The sequence below is a fragment of the Microbulbifer mixtoriginis (SeqCode) genome (assembly GCF_052467945.1).
The window spans coordinates 4,266,489-4,288,046 of sequence record NZ_CP174328.1; the positions used below are offsets into that span (position 1 = coordinate 4,266,489).

20 protein-coding genes are annotated in these 21,558 nt (G+C 49.0%); 10 read left to right on the forward strand and 10 right to left on the reverse strand.

What is annotated here, in order from left to right; translation table 11 throughout:
• Position 1 precedes the first annotated feature (1 nt).
• The 8 genes from ACJJIJ_RS18570 to ACJJIJ_RS18605 are packed head-to-tail and all read left to right on the forward strand — an operon-like array spanning position 2 to position 8,175.
• A complete protein-coding gene (locus ACJJIJ_RS18570; RefSeq protein WP_444891666.1) occupies positions 2 to 2,266 on the forward strand; it encodes an MMPL family transporter in 2,265 nt (754 codons plus the stop codon).
• A gap of 3 nt (positions 2,267 to 2,269) precedes the next feature.
• On the forward strand, positions 2,270 to 3,499 hold the full coding sequence (locus tag ACJJIJ_RS18575; RefSeq protein ID WP_444938110.1) for an NAD(P)/FAD-dependent oxidoreductase: 1,230 nt from the start codon (positions 2,270 to 2,272) through the stop codon (positions 3,497 to 3,499).
• Entirely contained in the window at positions 3,484 to 4,035 is a 552-nt protein-coding gene (locus tag ACJJIJ_RS18580; RefSeq protein WP_444891664.1) for an ApeN family LolB-like membrane protein, read from the forward strand. Before ACJJIJ_RS18575 ends, ACJJIJ_RS18580 begins: the two co-directional genes overlap by 16 nt.
• A 2-nt stretch (positions 4,036 to 4,037) precedes the next feature.
• On the forward strand, positions 4,038 to 5,198 hold the full coding sequence (locus tag ACJJIJ_RS18585) for a beta-ketoacyl-ACP synthase (RefSeq protein ID WP_444938111.1): 1,161 nt from the start codon (positions 4,038 to 4,040) through the stop codon (positions 5,196 to 5,198).
• 5 nt (positions 5,199 to 5,203) lie between these two features.
• A complete protein-coding gene (locus tag ACJJIJ_RS18590; protein WP_444887675.1) occupies positions 5,204 to 5,650 on the forward strand; it encodes a hotdog family protein in 447 nt (148 codons plus the stop codon).
• On the forward strand, positions 5,651 to 6,379 hold the full coding sequence (fabG, locus tag ACJJIJ_RS18595; RefSeq protein WP_444883329.1) for a 3-oxoacyl-ACP reductase FabG: 729 nt from the start codon (positions 5,651 to 5,653) through the stop codon (positions 6,377 to 6,379).
• On the forward strand, positions 6,379 to 7,605 hold the full coding sequence (locus ACJJIJ_RS18600; RefSeq protein WP_444938112.1) for a beta-ketoacyl-ACP synthase: 1,227 nt from the start codon (positions 6,379 to 6,381) through the stop codon (positions 7,603 to 7,605). The genes fabG and ACJJIJ_RS18600 overlap by 1 nt, the downstream gene beginning before the upstream one ends.
• 36 nt (positions 7,606 to 7,641) lie before the next feature.
• A complete protein-coding gene (locus tag ACJJIJ_RS18605; RefSeq protein ID WP_444938113.1) occupies positions 7,642 to 8,175 on the forward strand; it encodes an acyloxyacyl hydrolase in 534 nt (177 codons plus the stop codon).
• Between the two features lie 52 nt (positions 8,176 to 8,227).
• On the opposite strand, the gene ACJJIJ_RS18610 is transcribed toward ACJJIJ_RS18605, so the two are convergent.
• The 3 genes from ACJJIJ_RS18610 to ACJJIJ_RS18620 form a co-directional block, all read right to left on the reverse strand.
• Positions 8,228 to 8,626 (reverse strand): ApeA family protein, encoded by a 399-nt coding sequence (locus ACJJIJ_RS18610; protein WP_444899374.1) that lies wholly within the window; start codon positions 8,624 to 8,626, stop codon positions 8,228 to 8,230.
• Positions 8,627 to 8,653: 27 nt separating this feature from the next.
• Positions 8,654 to 9,151 (reverse strand): hypothetical protein, encoded by a 498-nt coding sequence (locus tag ACJJIJ_RS18615; protein ID WP_444938114.1) that lies wholly within the window; start codon positions 9,149 to 9,151, stop codon positions 8,654 to 8,656.
• Between the two features lie 300 nt (positions 9,152 to 9,451).
• Complete coding sequence (locus tag ACJJIJ_RS18620; protein WP_444938115.1) at positions 9,452 to 10,339, reverse strand: LysR family transcriptional regulator; 888 nt, start codon at positions 10,337 to 10,339, stop codon at positions 9,452 to 9,454.
• 124 nt (positions 10,340 to 10,463) lie between these two features.
• Between ACJJIJ_RS18620 and ACJJIJ_RS18625 the strand changes: the two genes are divergently transcribed.
• Both ACJJIJ_RS18625 and ACJJIJ_RS18630 read left to right on the forward strand, forming a co-directional pair.
• Complete coding sequence (locus tag ACJJIJ_RS18625) at positions 10,464 to 11,240, forward strand: ferredoxin--NADP reductase (protein ID WP_252084055.1); 777 nt, start codon at positions 10,464 to 10,466, stop codon at positions 11,238 to 11,240.
• Between the two features lie 140 nt (positions 11,241 to 11,380).
• Positions 11,381 to 11,941, forward strand: coding sequence for a lipocalin family protein (locus tag ACJJIJ_RS18630; protein ID WP_444938116.1), 561 nt, complete (start codon positions 11,381 to 11,383; stop codon positions 11,939 to 11,941).
• Here the strand turns inward: ACJJIJ_RS18630 and ACJJIJ_RS18635 are convergent.
• The 7 genes from ACJJIJ_RS18635 to ACJJIJ_RS18665 all read right to left on the reverse strand — a co-directional run bounded on the left by ACJJIJ_RS18635 (position 11,933) and on the right by ACJJIJ_RS18665 (position 21,537).
• Positions 11,933 to 13,624 carry a hypothetical protein gene (locus ACJJIJ_RS18635; RefSeq protein WP_444938117.1) on the reverse strand — a complete coding sequence of 564 codons (1,692 nt, stop codon included), beginning with the start codon at positions 13,622 to 13,624 and terminating at the stop codon, positions 11,933 to 11,935. The genes ACJJIJ_RS18630 and ACJJIJ_RS18635 overlap by 9 nt on opposite strands.
• Entirely contained in the window at positions 13,621 to 15,849 is a 2,229-nt protein-coding gene (locus tag ACJJIJ_RS18640; RefSeq protein ID WP_444938118.1) for a hypothetical protein, read from the reverse strand. The genes ACJJIJ_RS18635 and ACJJIJ_RS18640 overlap by 4 nt, the downstream gene beginning before the upstream one ends.
• Complete coding sequence (locus ACJJIJ_RS18645) at positions 15,842 to 17,065, reverse strand: N-terminal double-transmembrane domain-containing protein (RefSeq protein ID WP_444938119.1); 1,224 nt, start codon at positions 17,063 to 17,065, stop codon at positions 15,842 to 15,844. The genes ACJJIJ_RS18640 and ACJJIJ_RS18645 overlap by 8 nt, the downstream gene beginning before the upstream one ends.
• Position 17,066: 1 nt before the next feature.
• Positions 17,067 to 17,969 (reverse strand): DUF58 domain-containing protein, encoded by a 903-nt coding sequence (locus tag ACJJIJ_RS18650; RefSeq protein ID WP_444938120.1) that lies wholly within the window; start codon positions 17,967 to 17,969, stop codon positions 17,067 to 17,069.
• 5 nt (positions 17,970 to 17,974) lie between these two features.
• Entirely contained in the window at positions 17,975 to 18,973 is a 999-nt protein-coding gene (locus tag ACJJIJ_RS18655; protein WP_444938121.1) for an AAA family ATPase, read from the reverse strand.
• Between the two features lie 2 nt (positions 18,974 to 18,975).
• On the reverse strand, positions 18,976 to 19,701 hold the full coding sequence (locus ACJJIJ_RS18660; RefSeq protein WP_444938122.1) for a DUF4159 domain-containing protein: 726 nt from the start codon (positions 19,699 to 19,701) through the stop codon (positions 18,976 to 18,978).
• Positions 19,702 to 19,905: 204 nt separating this feature from the next.
• Positions 19,906 to 21,537, reverse strand: coding sequence for a TldD/PmbA family protein (locus ACJJIJ_RS18665; RefSeq protein WP_444938123.1), 1,632 nt, complete (start codon positions 21,535 to 21,537; stop codon positions 19,906 to 19,908).
• Positions 21,538 to 21,558 lie beyond the last annotated feature (21 nt).

The window sequence follows — 21,558 nt, forward strand, 5'->3', positions numbered from 1 at the left end:
CATGTCACGTCGAGTTGTTATTTGGCTTTCTTTTGTTAGTGTAATTATTGGGATAACTGTATTACGCTATCAATCTAGCTGGCTACAAACAGATATTTTGTTATTAGCTGATAATAACTCCGACTCGGTAAGTAGTGCTGGCATCCAGAAAAAAGTCAGTCAGCAATTACAGGGAAGTCTAATTTGGGTTTTAGTTTCTGAAGGAAAAGAAGCACAACGTCTGGCCAGGCATACCCAAGAGTTGGCGCAGAAACTAAAGGCCACTAAATCTTTAGAGTCTGTTGAATATCGTTGGGCCGATTCTGAAAGCTATAAAGAGGAGTGGGAGCTGCTCTTTCCTCTGCGCCAACAGCTACTCAGCCCTGAAGATAGGGCGTTATTAGACGCTACGCCAGAGGAACTTATACAGCGTCAATTGAGTAAATTATACGGGCCTGACGGCGCTGGAATTGATTTGGAGAAAGATACTTTCTCAACTTTTCTCAATTACTTCACCGCTGATATTGGAGTTACTCCACAAGTCTTTGATGGAATCCCGGTACATACAGAGGGGCATAAAGCTTTTACCCTGCTTTATACACTGGCCGCACCGGTAGATTTGGCTGGAGAGAGCGGTATATCACTTCTTTCTTTACAGTCAGAATTAAAACAATGGGCCCAAAAAAATGGTTATTCGCTGCTGGTAGCTGGGGCCCCCCTGCACACAGAGTATGCTGCTGCTATGGCACAGGATGAAATACGCCTGATTGGCTCCCTTTCGATCCTTGCTATTTGCTGTCTATGTATTGTTGTCTTTCGCTCATTAAAACCTCTACTAGCCTGTACATTCGCAATTCTATGTGGCGTGGCCAGTGGCATATCTGGCGTCATTATCATTTTGGGCCAAATTCATATACTGGCTTTTGTATTTGGTACAACGGTTTCTGGATTGGCAATCGATTACGCATTTCACTTTATTTGTAATAGATTGCGGCTGGGCAAGCCAAAAGATAAGGATATATTACCTGGGCTATTGCTGGGCTTGATATCAAGCTGCTTGGCATTTTTCTCTCTTGCATTAACACCCTTTCCGCTTTTACAACAAATAGGGGTTTTTGTCGGCTGTGGTTTAATAGGGGCTTGGTTGACTGTAATCCTGCTATTCCCAGGCTGGATTAATATTAAGCATAGGCCTTTATCGTTTTCCAGTCAGTTTCCTAAACTCAATATTAAGTACTACCTGTTTCCATTGATTGGGCTGTTGATTTTTGGAGCTGCGGCACTTCAGAAAATTCAATTTAATGATGATCTAAAACTGTTTTACCAGCCTCCAGAATTTCTTACACAAGATGAAATAGATCTAAATTCTCTGATTAGATCCCGGCCGGATTCCCGTTACTTTCTGGTTTTTGGTGAAGATGAGCAACAAGTATTAACACGGGAGTGGGAACTTAGAAATCAACTGGACTATTTAGTAGAAAAGGAAATTATTAGTGGTTTTCAGGGGGTAACCAACCGGGTACCTCCAAAAGAGGTTCAAGAAGCTGACTGGAAGTTATTGTCGAAGTTTTACAGTGGGGATGCTGTCAGATCTTTTTATCAGCAATTGGGTTATTCTGCACAAGATATTAACCAGCAGTTAAGTTCTAAAATACAGCCATTCACTACCTTTAACTTCTCTGAATGGTTGCCAGTTTCAGGTCGGCAATATAAAGGACTATGGTTGGGTTGTGAAAATAATCACTGTTATTCTGTGGTTCGTATTTATGGTTTAAAAGAAGATTTGTCATCTTTAGAGTTACTGCCTGGAGTAACCTATGTCGATACTACCAGAAGTATCTCTAATGTGATGTCACAACAGCGTGATCTGTTGCTGCAATTACTTCCATTAATATTCATTGTTGTATTTCTGGTAACTGCAACTAAAACAGGAATAAAGCAAGCCTTAAGTATAGTTGCACTTCCATCCAGCGCAGTGCTAGGCACCCTGGCGATAGTGATTTTACAGGGATCAGCAATTAATTTATTTCATGTTGCGGCTTTATTACTTGTCTTTGGAATTGGTATAGATTACGCAATATTTAGCCATACAAGCCGGAAAGCAGAGCAGCATTATACCCTGCTGGCGATAGCTATGGCTGGGTTAACAACTTTTTTAGGGTTTGGTTTGCTAGCATTGTCTGGCACACCGGCGATTGCAAATTTTGGGTTAGTGCTGGCTGTGGGCACAGTATTAACTTTGTTGTTGGCATTTCTATTTTTTTGTACACGGGGTAAGGGATATTAGCCAATGAAAGAAATTAAGTCTGACGTTGTTATTATTGGTGCCGGACCTGCTGGAGCTGTAGCCGGTGCTTTGTTGGCTAAAAATGGCTGGAGTGTATCGATCGTTGAGCGAGAGATGTTCCCTCGCTTCTCTATCGGCGAGAGTTTGCTGGCACAGTGTATGGAATCTCTTGAAAACGCAGATATGTTGGAGGCAGTAAAATCCGCAGGCTTCCAGTTTAAAAATGGTGCTGCTTTTGAATGGAATGGTGCCCGTACTGCATTTGACTTTCGTGAAAAATTCACACCTGGGCATGGCACAACTTTCCAGGTACAGCGAGCCAAGTTTGACAAAATACTGGCCGATGAAGCCGAGCGCCAGGGGGTAAAGATTTATTATCGTCATTCTATTGTATCAGCTGATATTACCGAAAATGGTGCGGAACTGATTGCTGAACACAATGGCGAAGACCTTGCTTTCCAGGGCCGTTTTGTTCTGGATGCAAGTGGTTTTGGACGAGTTCTACCAAGATTACTGGACCTGGATCGTCCATCAGAGTTTCCTGTACGTGAATCAGTATTCACACATGTAGAGGACAATATTACTGATAGTAATTTTGACAGAGATAAAATACTTATCACAGTCAATCCCAATGAGAGAGATATTTGGTATTGGTTGATACCTTTCGCCGATGGCAGAGCTTCTGTTGGAGTTGTTGGTGAGAAGGAAAAGATCGCGGCTTGGGGACAGGATCCAGAACAGATCCTGAAAGGTGCTATTTCGGCCGCACCAGAGTTGGCAAAAACTTTACACAACGCAAAATTTGATACCGAGATTCAACGTATTCGTGGATATTCGAGCAATGTAATCAAGCTGGCAGGTCCAGGCTTTGCTCTTTTGGGAAATGCTGGTGAATTCCTTGATCCAGTATTTTCTTCAGGCGTTACCATCGCAATGAAGTCTGCAGAGTTAGCCGCTGAATGTTTACACCGTCAACTCTCTGGAGAGAGCGTTGATTGGGACAAAGAGTTTTCTGTGCCTTTAAAGCAGGGTGTTGAAGTTTTTAAAACGTATGTAAAGGCTTGGTATGATGGTCGTTTTCAGGATGTGATTTTTTATCAGACTGAGCAAAAAGAAATTAAAGGAATGATTTGCTCAATATTGGCAGGTTATGCCTGGGATAATAAAAATCCTTTTGTTGCTGCTGCAGAGCGTAGATTGAATACACTGGTGGAAATATGCTCCGCTGGTTAGTGCTTTATTTTAGTATCTTTACTCTGGTGGGTTGTATTTCCCCAAGGGTAGAAAAAGATAAGTCTGAAGGCTGGTCTTTGGCGCCTCTTTTAGCTGAGCAACCGCGTCAGATGAATCAACATTTGCGTATTGTTTATCAAAACAATGTGTACGAAGTGATTGCGGCCACCTTGCTCTCTTCAGAGAACATGAGGGTTTCGCTTCTCAGCCCTGAAGGTATGAGTTTGTTAGATATTGCATATGATGGTAATGAGATCAGCACTCATCACTACATGCGTAGAGCGGCAAGTCTGCCACCTGAAAAACTGTTAGCAGACATTCAGTTTGTATATTGGCCAGTTACTCAGCTACAGAAACAATTACCTGTTGGTTGGAAGTTGCAAGAGTCCGTAGTTGAGGGGAATTATATCCGTCAGCTCTTCCACAATGGAGAAATAAGTACAGAGGCGCGCTACAGTACTAATGATATTTGGGAAGCACAGGTTGAGCTTGAGCACAAACGACTTGGTTACAGGTTAAGCATCAGGAATTTTTAGGTATGACTAATTTCTATCTTAATCATATGGGCATCATCTGTACCCTGGGAAATTCTGCTGAATCGGTAGCTAAACCCCTTTTTAGCGGTGATAGCTCTTTTATGCGACCGGATGAAAACCGATTATTAAACTATCAGGGAAACCTGGGTATTGTGCAGGAGAAGTTGCCAGAATTACCGAGTTCGCTACAAGCCTATCACTGCCGTAATAATCAGCTGGCTTTGGCTGCACTGGGCCAAATCGAATCAGAGATCGGTAGTCTTGTTGAAAGATATGGTACAAGCCGAGTTGGAGTGGTTATGGGAACTTCAACTTCTGGGATCGATTCTGGTGAATCTTACCTCAGTGGTAAAAAAGACACTGGTTACAATTACCGGCTTCAACAGCAAATGGCAGGACTTAGTACTTTTGTCGCAAAGTATCTGGGTGTGCAAGGCGTACAACTTACAGTTTCTACAGCGTGTTCATCCAGTGCGAATGCCCTTGCCAGTGCCCGGCGCCTTCTCTCTACCAATGTTTGTGATGCTGTGGTTGTTGGTGGTGTGGATTCTCTTTGTGGCATGACGATTCGTGGCTTTCATAGCCTGGGGGCACTTAGTGCGGGCCAGACCAACCCCCTCAGCATTAATCGGGATGGTATTAATCTTGGGGAAGCTGGCGCAATATTTGTGATGACCAAAGAACCTGGGCCTGTGATTCTATCCGGTGTTGCTGCCATGTCTGATGCCCACCATATGTCGGCTCCAGATCCAGAGGGGCGCGGTGCAGAGGCCTGTATGCGCAGAGCACTGGAAAATGCGAGCTTGGATGCAAGCGATATTGATTATCTAAATCTCCATGGTACGGGCACACCACAAAATGACTCTATGGAGGCTTTAGCCGTTGAAAGGGTGTTTGGAAGCCAACTACCTTGCTCTTCCACTAAACCTTTAACCGGGCACACATTGGGAGCTGCTGGTGCACTTGAAGCGGCCTTTTGCTGGCTTGCCCTGCAAAATGATCAACTCCCCCCCCATCAGTATGATGGGCATTATGATCCGGAGATTGTGCGGCTGAACCTTTGCCAGGGCCAAGAAGCTGCTGGAGGATTGCGCTACGTAATGAGTAACTCCTTCGCGTTTGGTGGGAGTAACTGCTCGGTAATTATGGGCAGTCAGAGGTAAAATATATGCAAAAATATACTGCTGGAGAATTGGTTCCACATAGTGGAAATATGTCACTTCTCGATGAAGTAGTTTCAGTAGATGAGGAACAACTGCTGGCAAAATTGCGGGTCCGAGATGATGGAATTTTTTCTCGCAACGGTCGTGTTCCCGCCTATGTGGGAATTGAGTATATGGCCCAGTCGATAGCGGCATTTTCCGGTTACCACGCCAAGGAACGGGGCGAAGAGGTTCGCCTGGGCTTTTTATTGGGTACCCGTAAATTTGTGTCAAATGTTGAAAGTTATCGCTGTGGCGATGAACTGACGATTGAAGTCCAGCGTTTGCTGCAGGCTGAGAATGGCATGGCGACATTTGAGTGTGTAATAAAGGGCCCCTCCATCGAGCAAAGCGCGCGGTTAAATGTATATCAACCGGACAACGTGGAACAGTATTTGAAGGGTAGAAATTAAATGTCTGAGTGGATTTTAGTTACGGGTTCAAGCCGTGGTATAGGTCGGGCAATTGCCCTTCAGTTAGCTGAAGATGGTTATAATATCGTTTTACATTGCCGTAGCCGCCGTGACCAAGCTGAAGAGGTTGCAGAGGAAATTGCCAAGCTAGGAAGTAAAAGTAGAATTCTTCAGTTTGATATTTCTGATCGGAACCAAACTAAAGATGTTTTGCTAGAAGATGTCGATGAACACGGTTGTTACTATGGGGTTGTATGCAATGCAGGTGTAACTGCTGACAATGCTTTTCCCGCAATGCCTGCCGAGGATTGGGATTCAGTCGTTCACACAAATCTGGATGGTTTCTACAACGTCTTGCATCCCCTGACTATGCCCATGGTTAGACGCCGTGCTCCCGGTCGAATAGTTGTGATGACTTCGGTCTCTGGCGTCGCTGGAAATCGAGGACAGGTAAACTATTCCGCGTCTAAAGCTGGTTTGATTGGTGCGAGTAAAGCGCTCGCACTGGAGCTGGCGAAACGAAAAATCACCGTTAATTGTGTTGCTCCGGGTCTTATTGATACCGATATGCTGGATGAAGATTTGCCGGTTGAAGACATTTTAAAAATGGTTCCAGCCCGCAGAATGGGCAAGCCTGAAGAAGTCGCAGCGACTGTAGCCTTTTTAATGCATGAGCGGGCTGCTTACATTACCCGTCAAGTTATTTCCGTAAATGGTGGTCTCTGCTAATGAAGCGTGTTGTTGTTACAGGAATGGCCGGAATATCTCCTATCGGCCAAGATTGGGAGTCGGTTAGTGAGTCTTTGCAGAGCCGTCGTTCCGGAATTGTTTATATGGAGGACTGGGACAAGTATGAGGGACTTGAAACTCGCCTTGGTGCCCCAGTAAAAGATTTTGAAAAGCCATCTCATTACAATCGCAAACGCGTTCGCAGCATGGGGCGCGTCTCATTAATGGCGGTTCGCGCCAGTGAAATTGCTCTTCAGGATGCGGGATTGTTGGATGACCCCATTCTCAAAAGTGGAGCTGTCGGAGTTTCATATGGCTCGTCAGCAGGCACTCCGTCAGCAGTGGCTGATTTCGGCAATATGTTGATAAATCACCGCACCGACGGCCTTAATGCCACCAGCTATATAAAAATGATGTCTCATACGGCTGCGGTCAATATCGGAGTATTTTTTGGTTTGTGTGGGCGGGTTTACACCACCAGCTCTGCTTGTACTTCTGGCAGCCAGGGAATTGGGTATGCCTATGAAGCGATCCGCAATGGTAGCCAAACTATTATGGTCGCCGGTGGTGCAGAGGAGCTGTGTGCAACTGAGGCGGCAGTTTTCGATACGCTTTATGCTACCTCCACAAAAAATGATACTCCTGAAGCGACCCCGCGTCCCTTTGATAGAAACCGGGATGGTTTGGTGATCGGTGAAGGTGCTGGCACGCTGATTCTGGAGGAGTATGAGCATGCTGTTGCACGTGGAGCCAGAATTTATGCGGAAGTTGTTGGCTTTGGTACAAATTCTGACGGTAGCCATGTTACTCAACCCCAGTCGGGGACTATGCAGGTGGCTCTGGAGCAAGCTATAGCTCAATCTGGCGTAGATGCTAGTGAGATAGGTTATGTCAGCGCACATGGTACTGCCACGGACCGAGGAGATATCGCCGAGAGCCATGCGACTCGCAATGCGTTTGGTCGTGCTGTGCCTATCAGTTCCCTCAAGAGTTATACCGGCCATACTCTGGGTGCCTGCGGCGCTTTGGAAGCTTGGACAAGTATCCAGATGATGCGCAATGGTTGGTTCCATCCCACAATGAATTTGGCAGAGGTTGATGCTGATTGTGCTGACTTGGAATTTATCCAAGGCCCTGGTAAGCATATCGATACAGAATATATCATGAGTAATAATTTCGCCTTTGGTGGAATTAATACTTCATTAATATTTAAAAGAATTTCTTAATTAATAGATGAGTGACCTTTAAATAAGGGATAACAGATGAAGTGGATGTTGGCTGTAGTTTCAATAATTTTCTTGGCTCAGCCAGTATTAGCTGACGATTTGTTGTTAAGTTTTGGTGGTGGACCACAGCCGGATTCAAAACAAAATAACAAGACCTTTGGTTTAGACTACTCCTTTAAAACGTTTGAAAAGAGTTATCGGCAACATATTGATATAGGTGTAAGTTACACAGAAATTAGTACTAGTGCGGATAAAAATAAACGCATAAGGGCTTTTTCCATTTACCCGCAGTTAAATCTGTACCCAAGGCAAAGAAGTTGGGGGCAACCCTTTTTCTTTGTTCGAGCATTGGGCCCCAGTTATATATCCAGTAACCATTTAGGCGATCGACGCCAAGAGAACAACTTTTCTTTTCAGGCGCAGGTGGGTTATGGCGCAAGAATTAACTGGAGGAAAAAGGAGGATCTGGTACTAATGGTATCTTGGAAGCACTTTTCAAATGCTAATTTGTTTGATGAAAATGATGGTATAGATATGCCATTTGTCTTAAATGTTGGCATAAGGCTTTAAAAAATACTCGTATTCTCCCATTGATAGATATCATTGGGAGAATGCTTAAGTTTTAAATTGATAACTGCTTAATAATCGCATCATTCAAGTTACGTACCCAGCGATTATAATTTCTGTGGATAGTATAGTATTTTTCATTGTAATCAAGCAGGTCGCTATCTTTATAAGTAATACTATAATTATCCATATCGTATTTGATGTCTGCTTCAGCGTGATGTTTGCGAACGTTAATTGAAGCGATTATTTGTCCAGGGGCGACCTCACGACAAGTCCAGTTTCTTGCTATACATCCCGCGATAATTGATTTTTTAATGGTATCCTGGGTTTGTGCAGAACCATCAAGGCGGTCAGGAATACTTCTATCTTGGATATTCATCACTGGATTACTGGTACAGCCAGAGAGAGTTAATGCAAAAGCCGCAGAGAATAATATTTTCTTAAAATTTTTCATTTAAATATCCTGTTGGTAGTTTTAGGATCAAATTTCGTGGTTTTTCTTCATCCACTTCGCTACATCATTACCAAGTGTATGAACACAGCGTTGGAGTACTTGGCAAGAGTTTTTAAAATTTGCACCAAATCCACCACTAGAATTTCTAGTATTAGTAAAACTGTCTACTAATTTTCCATTATTGTAAAGTTCCGCCTCAATAGATACCGACTTTCTATGTCCTAACCAAGCGTTACCAGAACTCAGGGCATTTAGAATACTTAGTTTGAGAATATAGCCCTCTGACTGAGGATTTAGTTCAGACGTTGAAGAGATATAGTATCCATATTTACTAAGAAACTTCTGGGTCGAATTAGAAAACTGCGAGCCGAGATTCGGGCATTCACTAAGTATATTGGCAGCAATTACTTTCTCATCATGATAGTGAGCTGCTGAATTGATCTTAATGACATCTTTTGCCATTGCTAAAGAAGAGATACTTAAAATTGTACCAGCTAGTACGACTTTAAATCTGCTGATATTCATATTGCCTCAAAGGAATATTACAACTGCCAGGAAGTATACAGATGTAGCCAAATTGATAAATTGTCGAATTTTCATGCGCGATAATTTACCAGATAAGAAAGCCTGACAATAGTGGTTAAACGAACTTTAGGACAGAGGATTTTTCACTGAAAAGTAATATAGCGGAACTCAATATTCATTTTATACCCATCAGTCATCTTTAAATTTCTCGACACTGACAAATGTATATTGCCGTCAAAAGCTAAAATTTAGCAGTTGATACCGTAGTGCTCGGAAAACTAAATCTCATTGAGGGTTCATTTAATTGATTTCGATGGATTGGCATAACTCCAACCATCGCTCAATCCCCGAACTTCTATATTTTTGTCGATGTAGGGCGAAATAAAATTCTCTGTGAAAATTTCTCTGTGATACCGGCAATTCGATTAATGAGCCCCGCTTCAGGGCATCAGCTAAAGAGACTCTAGATAGGCAGCTGATACCGAGCCCAGCTTCCACCGCTCGCTTAATGGCCTCTGTATGTTGAAGCTCCAACAAAATATGGAGTTTTGGTAGTAGTCCGACCATTGCACGCTCAAAAGTCTGACGTGTACCGGAACCGGGCTCCCGGGTAATCCAGGTGGCTTTGAGCAGATCTCTGTCTGTCAGGCGCTTGCGTTTGGCCAGGGGGTGAGAGGGGGCGCAAAAGACGACTAATTCATCACTACGCCAGGGAATCATCTCCAGATCCGGGTGATTAAATTCACCCTCAATAAGTCCAAGATCCAGCTCAAAATTGAGCACCCGCTCGGTAATTGCCGAGGTATTGGCGACCTCCAGCTCCACGCGTGTGCCGGGTTGCTCCTCCATGTAGCGCGCCATTACGTTCGCAGCCAGGTAATTGCCGATGGTTAGGGTTGCCCCTATTTTTAGGCGGCCCAGATCGCGATGACTGGCCAGGCTCTGTTCTAATTCCTGTGCCCGTTCCAGCAGTTCCTCCGCCTTGGGCCATAGTTGCCTACCCAGCTCATTCAGGCGCAGGCGCTTGCCGGTGCGCTCGAATAAGCGCAGCTCAAACTGTTGTTCGAACTCTTTTAGGGCGGTGGAGGCGGCAGACTGGGACATGCTCAGGCTCTCTGCCGCGCGGCTCACATTCTCGTGGTGGGCACAGGCCAGGAATACCTCCAGTTGGCGCAAGGTATAGCGCAAAGGGAATTCTCCACTTAATCGTTAAAATAGATAAGGAATATCGAAATATCCCACTTTGCCAATAGATCTTCCAGAGCTAAAATTCAACTATCAAGAGACTCGTGGAATAACCGGTTTTAAGTTTATGTCCAAATTGAATATAGAGAAGGTGTTGGATGTCCATCACTGGAACGACACGCTGTTTAGCTTTAAGACCACCCGAGATTCGGGTTTTCGCTTTGAGAACGGACATTTCACGATGATCGGTCTGCAGCAGGACAACGGCCGTCCACTGCTGCGTGCCTACTCCATTGCCAGTGCCAACTACGAAGATGAGCTGGAATTCTTCAGCATCAAGGTACCAGATGGTCCCCTGACTTCTCGTCTGCAGAAGATTGTGCCGGGCGATGAGATCTATGTGAGCCAGAAGCCCACCGGTACTTTGGTTGCGGATCACCTGTTACCTGGCAAGCGTCTGTGGTTGCTGTCTACGGGTACTGGTTTGGCACCTTTCATGAGCATTATTAAAGATCCTACTGTCTACGAGCGTTTCGACCAAGTGATTCTTACCCACGGGGTGCGCTATGTCTCTGAGCTGGCTTATCAGGAACAGATCGAGAATGAGCTACCTGAGCATGAGTATTTTGGTGAGATGGTGCGTGAGCAGCTGCTCTACTACCCCACTGTAACTCGTGAGCCTTATCGTAATACCGGCCGCCTGACCGACTTGATGCTGACCGGTAAGCTCTTTACAGATCTCGATGTGCCCAAGCCGAATGTCGAGGAAGACCGCTTTATGTTGTGCGGCAGCCCGGCAATGCTGAAGGATCTCACCAATATCCTAGATGACTGGGGATTCAAGGAGACCCGCGCAGGGGTACCGCACGAGTATGTGATTGAGCGCGCTTTCGTCGAAAAGTAAGTTGGCCTGTCCACCCATAAAAAAACCACCCTGAGGGTGGTTTTTTTATGGGTGAAATACAAACGCTCGAAACTATCCTGACCTTGTGAAACCCTTACCTTCTATTTTGATTCGAGGGTGAATTTGCTGGGAGTGGATAGATGACGCGGTTTTCGCTGGGAGTACTACTGTTTTCCTTCCTGTGGCTAGGTGCCTGTACACGAGTGCCGGAGGGGGTTGAGCCCGTACAGAATTTCCAGCTGCAGCGCTATTTAGGCCACTGGTATGAGATAGCCCGCTTGGATCACTCTTTCGAGCGGGGCCTGACCCTGGTAACGGCGGACTACAGCCTCAACCCCGATGGTTCTGTTGCAGTGGTGAATACCGGTTATTCACAAGCGCGTGATGATTGGCAATTGGCGAGAGGGAAGGCTGAGTTTGTTGGCGCAAAAGATGTAGGACACTTGAAAGTTTCTTTCCTTGGGCCCTTTTATTCTTCCTATATCGTGATTGCCCTGGCAGGCGATTATCAATATGCGATGGTTTCCGGCTATAACAAATCCTATCTGTGGATATTGTCCCGCACCCCGACTATGCCCAAGGATGTTCTGGAGCGGTTTTTACAGAAAGCTAAGGCGATGGGTTATCCTGTCGACCAGCTGATTTTCCCCAAGCAGGAGGCGCAGCCGGGTAATAAACCCTCCGCGCAGTCTTCAAGATAAGGATCTGTTCAAGATTCTGCGCTCCCTCCACCAGCTTGTGCAGACCAATAACAGCAAAATCAAAGCCGGCCATTGGCGCTCAATAGGCATTTTGCCTGAGTGACGATTATCAACTGGCCCCAAGCGTGCGGCGGCCATTTGTCGGGTCTCCCTGGCATTTAGGGAGCGTTGCCACTTGGGCCAGTCCTGTTTAGCAAAGACATAGAAGTTTAATACCGGATCCCCATCCATATCAGTCTTAATCTGATGCCAGCCAGAACCCTGTGGCCAGAAGCTGTAACACTGGCCCTGGGTATTAGTATTTACAGCAATCCCGCCAATGGATTGGGACTCAGTTTGGGAGCTTAATAATATTGGTCTCTGATCAGAAAAAAGTGGGCTGCATAGGGTGATGCGTTCCTGAGTCCGCGGTAACTCACTGGAGAGGGTTACTGGTTGCTGACTTCCCAAGTGTTTGAGTTGGTAATCAATAATCGACTTCCACAGGCTGGAGAATTCAGTAGCAAACCCACTGGTTAGCCAGCGGTGGCTGTCGCTAAATAGAATAAAACCCAAGTGCTGCGTCTGGGTGGAACGTCCCCAGAAAAGGGGAGTTTCTTCATTATCCAGTAAGAAGTCACTGGAGCTGGGCTGCACGGCTATAAAGCCAGAATTGCGCAGTGGGGGAATCTTCGCATTGGCCGCTTTTTGGTAGCCAAAGCCGGAGTGTAAATGGGGTGCTTCTCCCCTTTGCAGAGGCATGGATTGGGCTGCAGCGTATTGGAGAAACTCTTCGGAGCTATCGCCACTGACTAACCATAACAGTGACTTTGTAGTGGCCAGTTCGTTGAGCTGACGCTTTTGCAGAGCAGAAAATTGTGCCCACAAACTGCTATCGAGAATGGCTAAATCGAAGGGACTTTCCTTTGTAAGTAGATCCGCAGACTCGGTAAGTGGAAGGCCGTTGAGAGTCTCTTTTCTACTAATTTCAGGTGCCAACTGGGTCATCACCTGTGCCGCTACACCGGATTGACGCAGCCAGCGGGAGAGGGCGGCTGTCTCAAAAGAGGGGCGTGCCAGCCACAGTAACAACTTGGGTTGGAGCGGTTCTCGCACCAGGATGGGTAAAGGATCTGTATGGGTTTCGCCGGCTTCGCTTTCCGTCCGTACTCGGTATAGCTGGGGGCCTGCGATTTTTGGGGTGGCTGTGAGTTGTGCCTGAATTGCTTCTCCTACTTTCAGCTCAAGACTGTCTTCAATATGGCCGTAGGGATTGAGCAGACTAATTTTTAAGTTTTCAGTCAGTGACTGGATGTTGTGAACCTTTAACTTTAAAGGATCACCCAGGGTAATTCGCCGCTGCCAGTCGAATTCCCAACTGTTATCAGATTCCTGGATCTTCGATAACTCCAGGCGCACTGGTGCCAGGTCTCGCAGTTTGTCGCGGCCGAGTGGCTCCCCATTGAGGGAGATATTTTCCACACCATTGAGATTTATTGGATGTGAGCTCGCCAGCTGTTTGCTGTCGATAGAGATATTGCGCTCGGCGGGAATGATTGCCGGCGGCTGCCAAAGTATCCAGGCGCTCAACCAAATCGCCAGTTGCAGGCCATAGTCGAACGGCTTGGCGCCACGGCGGCGCAACAGAACGAGTGATACTAAACAGGCCAACAGGTACAGGCCGGGTATCAAGAAATCAATCACAATGACTTCTCCCCTTGCTGGTGCAGCCAACGGCTGAAATGGCCGTCGGCCTCAGTTTGCAAAGGCAGTGAAGGCGCAGATTCCGGTGCTGGCAGTAGCTGATAGAGCAGCTGATTCAGGGAGTTTGTGCAATCAATGCAATTCGGTTGCTGGTGGCGCTGCTGGTATAAACGCAGCTGTTTGGACAGCTCCAGGCCGAGCTCTGGTGATTGCTCTGCAGCTAGCTCATTTATCTGCATCAGTAGATCGGTATCGAGTTCGGTGCCAGCGTTTACCTGGGCCATTAGGGCGAGCACCTGTGCTCTTTGTATTTGTTCAAATGCACTGTCGACGGTTTCTGGCACTACGTCTTCCCGTTCACCGCTAAGCCGGCGGCTTTCGTCTATGGGGGGCGCCTCGAAGCCGACTCTCTGTAAGTAAATACGCGAAGCCTGCTGTACTTCTTTGATAAAGCGCAGCGCCCGGTGCTGGTGGGGCAGGGAGGCCTGGGGCTCTATAACCGACAGGTCGCGCCAGGAACTCCACATGGCATTCAGCGCATTGCGCAGTAGCTCCTTGGTCTGGGGGTCGAACAGGGTGGCATGCTCTGAGCTGTCATGCCGGTGTCCGGCAGAAGCAGCTATGCGCTCTGCCTGTTGGAAATGGGAGTCTCGCTGTGCAAAGGGAGTGGCATTTTCTTCGCCATGTGACTGGTGCTCACCTTGTTCTGTATGATCGTGGCTATGGCCGTGTTCGGACTCCTCTTTATCATCGTGCTTCTCGCTCTCTGCGCCAGAGTGCTCCGCTTCCGAATCCTCTTCGCCGAGAAAGCGGCCGTAGCGCATGCGCAGCAAATTCTGTTCATAGGCTAAACCCTCGGAGCGTTTGCGAAACTCCTGTGGATGCAGCTGCTCTCGCTCGGCTAGTAGGGCCTCGGTGTCAATAATCAACTGACGTTGGCTGCGGAAGTACTCCGGTAATATCTTAATCGCCATCCCCTCGCTATCACTCAGCCCGAAAATCTCTTCTTGCGGCCAGCGCAAGATAAAGTGTTGGCTCTTGGCAACGTTGGCGCTGGGCTCGCGGTTATCCCTGGCCTCCAGATACCAGTAGAGTTCATCTCCCGCTTCCATGGAAAACTGGTGGATGGGCAGGGTGAAGTCGTATAGAGCTGCTTTCTTATCTTCCGACGGGGTTGTTGATAAATCAGTGGATTGCAAACTGGTGAGTGCAATACGCTCTTCCCGAAAGCGTAAATTTTCCCCGGTGCCGCTGGCGAGGGTGACCAATAAATCCGCAGAACTCACCTGGTAATCATCATTAATGATTACTTTCACGGGAATACTTTGAGCGCTCCCTTGAATGGTATCGACGCGCAGGCTGGGTGCCTCAAAGGTAAACTCCGGGGCACTGTCTTTTTGCACCCGAATATTATGGATTTCCGGCAAAAGTATTTGGCTTTCCGCGAGTTGCACTGAGAGCTGGTAAAAGTCTGCCTTAGCGATAGTGCGTTGTAATTGCCATTTTTTACTGGGTAGATCACCTAGTGGAGAAAAGGCGAAGCGCTCAGCCTCGGCCAGCATTTCCAGCCCTTGCACCGGCTGATTCAATTCAAGTTGCCACTCGACCTTGGACTGCTCCGGCACATCGACTTGTAGGGATTGGCTTTCGGCTGTGAGCCCAGTGTAGGCGGGCGGCTGGATATGGGTTGCCGCGCGCGTTATGGCGAGTCTTTCGGCAACGGGAATAGCTGTATTTTGTTGCGTGGTCTCAGTTTTATCCCCGGTGAAGTGAGAATCGCTCAGTACAAATAACAATAGTCCCAGGCAGGCACCAAAAGCATTTGTCAGGGCACTGCGGAGTTTTTTTGGACCGAAAGGCGACCGGTCGCCACTTTCCAGCAGTTGTTGCAGCTCTGTTTCGATACGCGCGCGCTGTAATTGCTGCAATGGACTTAGGTTGGTTTTCTGTTGGCTAAGCAACTGGCTGCTGTCTTGCAGCTGTGGATATTGTCCATCCAACTGTCGACATAGGCTTTCAGGGCTTGGGCGCCAGCTGCGATCCAATAGAATTGCTACAACAATAATTCCGAGCCAGGCGAGCAATAGCCACTGTGGCCAGCCGAATACAAAAATGCCCAAGCCAGCCAGAAGGCTGAGGCCAGTGGCAAGCCAGAGATAGGGCCGCAGGGCTGTCAGTTGCCAGCGCCTGCGCACAGCGTTAAGGGTGGACTCACGCTTATCCATGGTCGGCCTCCCCGTTACTATCGGTTGCCATAATGACTGCAGGTCGCGATAGGACAATTAGGCGTTCAAAAGCCAGAAGTAACAGTAGGGCGGCTATTAACCAGGGTTGCAGTTGTTCAATACGACGGTTTTCTACCTCGCTGTCTTCTACAGGAAGGCCTGCCCCGGCTATGTTTGCCACAACTTTTTTATTGGCAGACCAATAGCCACGATTTTGGTGTTGCAGATCCCAGTCTTGCCCAGACCACTGCTGCCATAAGCGTTCAGGTAAATCTGCGCGGCGATAAAACACCTCGCTGTACCAGTCACTTTCGTAGCGCAACCAACTTCCCCGTCCCACTGAGGCCGCCTGAGCTGACTGGCTGTTATCCACAGCAACGAAGTTGAGATTATCGGTAGGGGGGATACTGTTGTCGGTGATTAACAGGCCGCCGCCTGTAACAAATTCCAGCACGACTTGTGGCAGGGGAGCGGGGCCCGTGTAGATCAACCAATCTGCCTGCTCGGCATTGGGTATCTCTTCTTGTTCCTGAATATGCACCGATAGTCCCGGCATATTACTTTGCCAGTCTTCCAGCACTGGTGCCCACCAGCTGGGCGCATTGCCCATTAAAGCGATACTCGGTACTACCGGGCTCGGAGCTGTGGATGCTTTATCGAGGCCGTGCCACTGCCAATGGGGACTGACTCTCAGTGCCTGGTGGGATGCTGGAACCCCGTTGTTTATCAACAGGATATGAGCCCTGCGCAAATCCGCCCGGCGTGATAGTGCCGATAGAGTTTTCCACAGGTCCACATTTTGTGGTGGGGGTGAGATTACGGAAGGTGTTTCTGGGGATAACCACAGCACTTTATTACCTTCCCCCACAAGCTGCGGCAGTGAACTGTGGATAAATGTATTCGCTTCGCCCGCCCCAATTCTGGGGTCTACCAGTATCACGCCCTCTTGGGGATAAATTTCCCGTTTAACCAGCGGCTGTGCCAATAAACTTGCCAGTAGGGCGACGATTAGCAGGCGCAATAGCAGCAACCACTTGTTATCCACAATAGGGCGGCGCGCGCGACTCTGTGAATATCTTTGTACCCATTGCAGCGCAGCAAAGGAGACCTGTTGTGGATTACTTCGGCGCAGTAAATGAATGGCGACAGGGATAACCAGGGCTGTGAATAGCCATAGCCATTGTGGGGATTGAAATAAGTTATTTATCCACAACATCTCAGCACAACCTGCCGTGCAGCTGAATAAATTGCCGTAGTGACTTTTCCACAGGCTGCTCGATAAGGTCGGTCTGTAGTGAACACTCCTGTGCGGCAAAGCGTGCTTTTAACTCGCTCTGTGCTTGAGCAAAAGCATCCAGGTAAGACTGGCGTTGCCGCTCGGCGTCCACTTCTAAAGTTGCGGGAGTACTGGCGCTTACTTCTGGATTGAGCAGCTTTAGCTCTCCGCCAAAAGGAAAAGTCTGTTCTGCCTCAATTAACAATTGCAGTGGCAGGCAGGGGCGGCCGGCGGCATGCAGGCGTGCGGCAAAATCGCCGATCTCATTGCCCTGTTGAAAAAAATCACTCAGCAACACCACCTGACAGGGGCGTTCAAAGTATTGCCACAGCGGCGCCAGTTGAGTGTGATCTGGCCAGTGGTCGCTGGCGTCGAGTTGTTGTAGCTGAAGGGCGATTTGACGCTGGTGGCTCTCGCCCTGGCCTTCGGGTACATAAACCGTCCGACTGCTGTTAAACGCCAATAGAGAAAAGCTGTCTCCCTGGGCGTTGAGCAGCCAGCAGAGGCTGGCAATCCAGCACTTGGCGTAATGCAGTTTATTCAGGCTGGGCTCGACAAAGCTTGCCTGGCCCAGGGAGGCGCTGGTATCGAGCACAAAGCACACGTGCATGCGGCTCTCCTGCTCGGTCTCGCGCACATAGTAGCGATCACTGCGGGCAAACAGTTTCCAGTCGATATGGCGGATGGAATCACCCGCTTGATAGCCTCGGTATTGGTGAAATTCCAAGCCGGTGCCACGGCGCTGGCTGTGTTGCACACCGAGCATCACGCCCTCGGCAATATGCCGCGATAGCCATACCAGATCGCGACAGCTGGCCAGGGTTTTGGGGGACAGGTATTCCACGCTGATCAGTCCCGGCCCGGTTCCGGCACCGCTGCGAGTAATTCTTCAATCAGCTGTGGCATCTGCACGCCATCGGCCTGTGCCTGGAAGCTGAGCAGCACCCGGTGGCGCAGTACCGGCAGTAACAAGCTGCGGATATCCTCGCGGGTGACGGCGAGGCGTCGTTGCAAAAGGGCCCGTGCCTTGGCGGCGAGAATCAGAGCCTGCCCCGCGCGGGGGCCGGCGCCCCACTTGATCCACTGTTGCAGGGTATCGCTGCCGCTGGTTTCCATACGGGTAGCGCGCACTAGTGCCGCCACGTAGCGGTATAAATCGTCGCTGACATGAATTTCCCGCACCAATTGCTGCATTTCGCGTAATTGCTCCGCATCCAGGCTGGGGCTGGGTTTGACCCTGCTGGCACCGGTGGTGGAGCGCAGGATTTCAACTTCGTCCCACTCATCGGGATAGTCGATATGAATATTTAACAGGAAGCGGTCCAGCTGAGCTTCCGGCAGGGGATAGGTGCCCGCCTGCTCGATGGGGTTTTGTGTGGCCAGTACGAAATAGGGATCGGGCAATTTCAGTGTTTTACCGCCCACGGTTACCGAGCCTTCCTGCATGGACTCCAATAGGGCTGCCTGGGTTTTCGGTGGTGTGCGGTTAATTTCATCGGCGAGCAGGATATTGGTGAAAACCGGGCCCTGCTGGAATTTAAAAAAGCGCTTGCCGGTGCTGTGATCCTCTTCGAGGATCTCACTGCCGAGAATATCTCCGGGCATTAAATCCGGGGTGAACTGCACCCGCTTAAAATCCAGCGCACTGGCATCGGCGAGGGTTTTTACCAGCAGGGTTTTACCCAGCCCCGGCACCCCTTCGAGTAGCGCGTGGCCCCCGGCCAATAGGCAGATCAACATCTGCTCCACCACGGGTTTTTGGCCGACAATCACCCGTGCAATCTCCTGTTGAAGATTGTCGAGGCTGTGCAGTTGTTCTTCGATACTATTTTCCAGGGTGGTCAGCATAATCAGCTCGTCAGTGCGTAAATAACAATGTTCACCGCAAATTTTGTGTTATCGATGGCGAGCCAGCGTTTGTTGCGGTAGTCGTAGTCCCATTCGCAGCCGAAATCTTTGTTGCTGTAGAGCACGGCGATACGGCCGTTAACAACAATGGCTTTCAGGTAGTCGTGTACCAGATCATCACCCCAGCCATTTAATTCAAAGCTGGTTACCGGCAGTTCATCGAATTGAAAGAAACAGCGGTAGAGGTCGTGATCGTCAGGGAGCTTTTGCAGGCAGTCTTCGCCAAACAGCTCGGCCATCTGCGCTTCAAAGGATTTGGCAAAGAGGCCGTCGATATCGTGGTTGCAGTCGTCGACAAATACAAAACCACCGCGATTGACGTAATCGCGAAAATTCTTTGCCTCTTCCGTGGTGAATTGCACCAGCTTGTGTCCGGCCAGGTAGCAGAAAGGCGCCAGCAGCATTTTCTTATCGGCCAGCGGCACTATGTGCTCTTTGGGATCAACCCTGAGATTGGTGTATTCCACCAGTGAATTGAGCAGGTTGGAAGGCATGCGCTGATCCACATCCCAGTCACCAGACTCGTACATCAAGCGGGTGAAATAAAAATCGTAGTGCTCCTGCGCACTACCCGGTGCGGTATTTTGTGCGCGTGTGTCCAACGGCAGCGCTGCGGCGCAGCTACCCAGGATCAGGCGCTGGAGAAAAGCCTTGCGGGTGAGGGACACGGGATAACTCTGTTACTGCGTTGGTTTATTGTTAGCTAGAAAGGAAAGTAGGTACTTCACTCAAGACCGTATGAGGCATGGATGCCGATTACGAGCGTACAGGGACGTATTAACAGCGTGTCTTGAGTGAAGTGCCTGCTTTCCTTTAATCATAACGCTAGGGCCATACCGGTTATCCGGCCTGACCCCTGCGTGGATCAGTGATTAGCCCAGCTTGCGCTTGGTGTTAATCACATTGATACCGTCGAAGCGTGCAGTGGAACTACCGTGGGATACCGCACTGGTTTGCATCGGCTGTCCCTTACCGTCAAAGAAGGAACCACCCAGGCGGTAATCATTTTTGTCGCAGACCTGCGAACAGGCATTCCAGAATTCCTGGGTGTTGGACTGGTAAGCGACGTCCTCCACCATGCCGGTAATCTTGCCGTCTTCAATTTCGTAGAACAGCTGACCACCGAACTGGAAGTTGTAGCGCTGCTGATCGATGGAGAAGGAACCGGCACCCACAATATAAATGCCTTTCTCCACATCCTTGATCATATCGTCGACGCTCAGCTCTTCCTTGCCGGGCAACAGCGAAACATTGGACATGCGCTGGAATTGCACACTGGACCAACTGTCGGCGTAGCAGCAGCCGTGGGATTTCTTTTGCCCCAGCATATGTACCTGGTCGCGGGTGGCCTGGTAGTTCACCAGCACACCGTCTTTTACCAGATCCCAGTTGCGGGTCTTCACGCCTTCATCGTCGTAGCCGACGGCGCCGAGAGAGCCGGGTTGTACCTTATCGGCAAACAGATTGACCTTGTCGCTGCCGTATTGGAATTTGCCGCTGCGCCATTTATCGATAGTGGCGAAAGAGGTGCCGGCAAAGTTGGCCTCGTAACCGAGTACGCGGTCCAGCTCCAGTGGGTGGCCGACGGATTCATGGATGGTGAGCCAGAGGTGGCTTGGGTCCAACACCAGGTCGTACTTGCCCGGTTTTACCGATTTAGCGGTGAGCTTTTCCTTGGCCTGTTGCGCCGCCAGGCGTGCATCTTCGGCCATATCGTAGGAATCGCGATAGAGCACCGTCTGCGCTTGGATCTTGTCTTCGGCGCGGCCATCCAGGTATTCAAAGCCGCGTCCTACCGGCTGGCTGAGGCCTTGGCGGGTGCGGAAGCCGCCGGTTTTCTTGTCCACTGCGGTGACCGAGAAGGGCGCCCACAAACGGTGAACATCCTGGTCGATATAGGAGCCGTCGGTAGAGGCAAAATACTTTTGCTCATTCACCAGGTACAACATGGAGTTGATATAGCTGGCGCCGGCATCCAGGGCAGACTTGTTTACATCCATCAACAGATCCACCTTGTCGGCCAGGGGGATCTGCATAGCGTTTTTCTGGATCGGTGTCTGCCAGCTGACTTCGCCATGACCTTTCACCGGGGCCAGTTGTACTGGCTCTTGCTGGTACTTGGAGTTGGCCTTGGCCGTGGCTACTGCCTGACGGGTGGCGCGGGCGACGCCATCGGCGGTCAGGTCATTGGTGGCAGCAAAGCCCCAGGTGCCGTTAGCAATAACCCGAATGCCCATGCCGATAGATTCGGTGTTCACCACGTCCTGCACTTTCATCTCGCGGGTGATTACGTATTGATTCAGGTAGCGACCAATACGCACATCGGCATAAGTGGCGCCGAGTTTAGTGGCGGTATTCAGGGCTACATCGGCAAATTCTTTTTTTACCGAGAGATCAATACCGCTTTGCGTCAGTTTGCTCTCGGCTACCAGATTGCCGGACAGCGGCAACATGGAAACCCCCAGGCCGGCACCGCTGAGCTGGAGAAATTTTCTTCTATCCATTTCGTTATCCTCAAGTGGTGC

Excerpts from the sequence above, each read along its gene's own strand:
- ACJJIJ_RS18580 (WP_444891664.1), top strand. The coding sequence starts at position 3,484 with ATGCTCCGCTGGTTAGTGCTTTATTTTAGTATCTTTACTCTGGTGGGT.
- ACJJIJ_RS18615 (WP_444938114.1), bottom strand. The coding sequence starts at position 9,151 with ATGAATATCAGCAGATTTAAAGTCGTACTAGCTGGTACAATTTTAAGT.
- ACJJIJ_RS18585 (WP_444938111.1), top strand. The coding sequence starts at position 4,038 with ATGACTAATTTCTATCTTAATCATATGGGCATCATCTGTACCCTGGGA.
- fabG (WP_444883329.1), top strand. The coding sequence starts at position 5,651 with ATGTCTGAGTGGATTTTAGTTACGGGTTCAAGCCGTGGTATAGGTCGG.
- ACJJIJ_RS18590 (WP_444887675.1), top strand. The coding sequence starts at position 5,204 with ATGCAAAAATATACTGCTGGAGAATTGGTTCCACATAGTGGAAATATG.
- ACJJIJ_RS18645 (WP_444938119.1), bottom strand. The coding sequence starts at position 17,065 with ATGTTGTGGATAAATAACTTATTTCAATCCCCACAATGGCTATGGCTA.
- ACJJIJ_RS18630 (WP_444938116.1), top strand. The coding sequence starts at position 11,381 with ATGACGCGGTTTTCGCTGGGAGTACTACTGTTTTCCTTCCTGTGGCTA.
- ACJJIJ_RS18640 (WP_444938118.1), bottom strand. The coding sequence starts at position 15,849 with ATGGATAAGCGTGAGTCCACCCTTAACGCTGTGCGCAGGCGCTGGCAA.
- ACJJIJ_RS18575 (WP_444938110.1), top strand. The coding sequence starts at position 2,270 with ATGAAAGAAATTAAGTCTGACGTTGTTATTATTGGTGCCGGACCTGCT.
- ACJJIJ_RS18610 (WP_444899374.1), bottom strand. The coding sequence starts at position 8,626 with ATGAAAAATTTTAAGAAAATATTATTCTCTGCGGCTTTTGCATTAACT.
- ACJJIJ_RS18625 (WP_252084055.1), top strand. The coding sequence starts at position 10,464 with ATGTCCAAATTGAATATAGAGAAGGTGTTGGATGTCCATCACTGGAAC.
- ACJJIJ_RS18605 (WP_444938113.1), top strand. The coding sequence starts at position 7,642 with ATGAAGTGGATGTTGGCTGTAGTTTCAATAATTTTCTTGGCTCAGCCA.
- ACJJIJ_RS18570 (WP_444891666.1), top strand. The coding sequence starts at position 2 with ATGTCACGTCGAGTTGTTATTTGGCTTTCTTTTGTTAGTGTAATTATT.
- ACJJIJ_RS18665 (WP_444938123.1), bottom strand. The coding sequence starts at position 21,537 with ATGGATAGAAGAAAATTTCTCCAGCTCAGCGGTGCCGGCCTGGGGGTT.
- ACJJIJ_RS18655 (WP_444938121.1), bottom strand. The coding sequence starts at position 18,973 with ATGCTGACCACCCTGGAAAATAGTATCGAAGAACAACTGCACAGCCTC.
- ACJJIJ_RS18600 (WP_444938112.1), top strand. The coding sequence starts at position 6,379 with ATGAAGCGTGTTGTTGTTACAGGAATGGCCGGAATATCTCCTATCGGC.